The 3,601-nt window shown below is 59.2% G+C and carries 4 protein-coding genes; all 4 read right to left on the bottom strand.

Annotation, left to right across the window (positions count from 1 at the left end):
- Positions 1-849, bottom strand: an 849-nt coding sequence (locus NKH97_RS33090) for an ABC transporter ATP-binding protein (RefSeq protein ID WP_352799949.1), incomplete at its 3' end; no start/stop codon positions are given.
- A 103-nt stretch (positions 850-952) separates the two neighbouring features.
- A complete protein-coding gene (locus tag NKH97_RS33085) occupies positions 953-1,804 on the bottom strand; it encodes a carbohydrate ABC transporter permease (protein ID WP_352799946.1) in 852 nt (283 codons plus the stop codon).
- Positions 1,801-2,715, bottom strand: a complete 915-nt coding sequence (locus NKH97_RS33080; protein ID WP_352799943.1) for a carbohydrate ABC transporter permease — start codon at positions 2,713-2,715, stop codon at positions 1,801-1,803. The genes NKH97_RS33085 and NKH97_RS33080 overlap by 4 nt, the downstream gene beginning before the upstream one ends.
- A 5-nt stretch (positions 2,716-2,720) precedes the next feature.
- Positions 2,721-3,601: extracellular solute-binding protein (locus NKH97_RS33075; RefSeq protein ID WP_352799940.1), on the bottom strand; the 881-nt coding region annotated here is incomplete at its 5' end.

Here is a 3,601-nt window from a genome sequence, read left to right as displayed (position 1 = left end):
CTCGGGACGTATGCCGTAGATGACCGGCTGGCCGCCCTGCGCCCTGCCCTCCTCGACCGGCAGCACGGATCCGGTATCCGACACAAAGATCTGCCTGCCGTTCTTCGAATCGATCTTGCCCTTGATGAAATTCATAGCCGGCGAGCCGATGAAGCCGGCGACGAAGACATTGCCCGGATTGTCGTAGAGATCGAGCGGTGCGCCGACCTGTTCCACCTTGCCGTCCTTCATCACCACGATCTTGTCGGCCATCGTCATCGCCTCGATCTGATCATGGGTAACATAGACGATCGTGGTGCCGAGGCGCTGATGCAGTTCCTTGATCTCGACACGCATCGCAACACGAAGTTGGGCGTCGAGATTGGACAGCGGCTCATCGAACAGGAAGACTTCCGGGTCGCGCACGATGGCGCGTCCCATGGCCACGCGCTGGCGCTGTCCGCCCGAAAGCTGTTTCGGAAACCGGTCCAACAGCTTGCCCAGATCGAGAATATCGGCCGCTTTGTTCACCTTGGCGTCGATCTCGGCCTTTGGCCTGCCCTTGATCTTGAGCGAGAAGCCCATGTTGGCGGCGACGTTCTTGTGCGGATAGAGTGCATAGTTCTGGAACACCATCGCTATGTCGCGGTCTTTTGGCGGAACATCGTTCACCACCCGGCCGCCGATGCTGATCTCACCGGCCGATATTGGTTCGAGACCGGCGATCATGCGCAACAGGGTGGATTTGCCACACCCTGACGGGCCGACCAGGATGACGAACTCGCCATCGGCAATGTCGACATTCACGCCATGGATGACCTGGACGTTTCCGTAGCGCTTGACGATATTCCTGACAGTGACCTGAGCCAACTCACACCTCCTACTGGGGCAAAGCAATCTGCATCTTCACTTCGCCTTCGCGGCGAATGCGGCGATTTCATCTTGAACACTGTCTTCGATTCGAACGTGCGCGTTATTCTTTGACGCTCGACATCGCGACCGAGTCGGTGAAGAAGCGTTGGAAGCCCAGCAGGATGACTGCAGGGATGAGGCTCAGAATGGTCGATGCGGCGAAGATCTGGCCGTAGTCGCTGCTATGCTCCCCCACCATAAGGCCGAGGGTGATCGGGGCGAGGAACATGTCGTTGCGCGTCGTGACCAGAAGCGGCCAGAGATAGGCCTGCCACTGGCCATTGAAGAGGATGACCCCGGCGCCGATGAGAGCCGGACGCGAAAGCGGCAGGAAAATCTCGAGGAAAATCCTTAGCCAGCCGGCCCCGTCGATTTGAGCGGCTTCAATCAGCGAACGCGGTATGGCAAGGAAAAATTGCCGCAGCAGGAAGATCACTATGCCGCTGCCCACGAAGGGCATGATCAGTGCGATGTAGGTGTTCTGCAGCCCGGCGCGTGCGAAGATGGCCGACAACGGGACAGCCACGACCTCCTCGGGGACCAAAAAGCTGAAGACGATGATGGCGAAGACGACCTCGCGGCCGCGCCACTGCATGGCGCTCAACGCGAAGGCCGCGGCTGCGCACACCAGCAGTCCCACGAACACCGTACATGCGGCCACGACGATCGAGTTGATCAATCCGGTCCGGAACGCTCCGCCGAGCGCGCTGCCAAAATTTGCCAGCGTCGGCCGTGGCGGAATGAAGCTGCCAATGGAAAGCGGATCGAGCGAGGTGAATATCTCGCTACCGGGCCGGAGGCTTCCGGCAACCAGCCAGACGATCGGCAGCAGAAAGCCGGCGGCGACGGCGATGCCGAACACCAGCTTAACGATGCGCCCCGCCCCGGCCGAACTCTTTTCTCCGGCGCTCACAGTTGCTTCTCCCGCGACAGCAATCGGAACTGGATGAGGATGATGACCATCATGATGACCATCAAGGTCAACCCTTCCGCAGCAGCCAATGGCACGTCGTTGAAAAAGTAAGCCTGCTGATACACGTCGTACATGATGAGCTGCGTGCTGCCGCCGGGCCCGCCTCGGGTAAGTATCGCGATCGGAGCGAACAGCAGAAATGCGGACACCGTGTCAGCGACGATTACGAAGGCCAGAGGCCGACGCATCAGCGGGATAGTGATGTGCCATAGCGACGAAAGCTTCCCAGCCCCATCGATCGATGCTGCCTCATAGAGATCGCGAGGAACGTCCTTTAGGCCACCGATGAGGAACATCATCCAGAAGCCTACTCCGACCCACGAGCTCATGATAATGATCGACATCAGTGCCTGGTCCGGCGATGTCAAGAACGGCTGAGCGCTCACGCCTATAGAAGTCAACAGAGCATTCGCCAATCCCTGCGGGCGGTATGCAGCGCCCCACAGGATGGCTGCGACGCTCGATGGGATGAATACCGGCAGGAACACCAAAACTCGCAGCAGCGAGACGATCCGTGAGTTTTCGCCAAACAGCAGAGCGAGGCCGAAAGCGACTGCCGTCTGCAGCGGCACGGTCACCGCGACAAAGGTTAGGGTGGCGTGCAGGGTCTTGGCAAATGAAGGCACCGTGAAAAGAAACCCGAAATTATCGAGCCCGGCGAATTCGCCGTCGGGGCCGGACAAGCTCTGCTGAACGAGCCAACCTGCTGGCAACAACCGAAACCCGATGAGGGCTACCAGAGCCGGCGTCAGGAAGAGGAGCGGCGCTATGGCCGCTCTCCATTTTGAAAATCGCCTAACTATGGGTGCATCCCTGACGCTTTGTCCCTCAGTAATCGCTTCCATCGCCATCGTTCTTAGCGCTCGATGCGCTTGAAACTGCGCTCAAGTTCACTTTGAAGCTGCGGAAACGTCTGAGCAGCATCACTTCCGTTGCGGATATCGCTCCATGCACGCGTGACCAGCTCCTCCAATTGGAGGTATCCGAGGGTACGCGGTCGCCGGACAGCCGTGTTCGCGAGCTCGTAGCTTATCAAAAGATCAATACCCTTCAGGTTGGGATTTTGCTGGGGAATGCGGCTCAGCACCTCGGCGTTTGCTTCGATGTTCGCGGATAGATTGCTTCCGCCGGTGGCAGCTACCGCCCCGTCTTTGTTCAAACCGGCGTAGTTCAGGAATTTCAGAGCAAGGTCGGCATTCGTGGTGTCCGAAGCCACCCCCAAATGCCATGATTCAGAAGGCGTCACCGCCTTGCCGCCGGCGAAATATGGATGAGGCGCCGCTGCGTAGTCAAGGCCATCGACCTTGTTGAATCCGGCGATATCCCGGGGGTGGCCAACAAGAAATGCTAGCCGGGCAGCTTTGAACAGGTCAAGCATCTCTGTGGCTCCGGTCGGGCCACGCGAGGCCACGCCTTCGGCGAAGATGCTTCCATACCATTTTCCTGCCTGCAGCCAGGCATCGTTGGCCACGTCTACCGTCAGCAGGTCCGGACCCTTGACGCCTGGGCCACCGCCAAGCGACTCGGGAAGAATCTGTAGCTGGTAGAAGCGATCGACTTGCTCGAATCCGAAGCCGATCTCGGTTCCAGCCGCCTGCACCTTCTTGGCGAGCTCGATGAGCTTGTCCCAGGTCATGCGCGCGTCCGGCGAGACACCCGGCGCTTCAACGCCAGTCTTGGCCAGAAGTTTTTTGTTGAAGAACAGGAGCTGCGTTCCCTCCCACATCGGCATTGACA

Origin of the sequence: Mesorhizobium sp. M0870 (genome assembly GCF_040319775.1) — a bacterium.
GTDB lineage: Bacteria > Pseudomonadota > Alphaproteobacteria > Rhizobiales > Rhizobiaceae > Mesorhizobium.
Note: the sequence above shows the minus strand (reverse complement) of the source record. Positions and strands in the feature narration are given on the sequence as shown.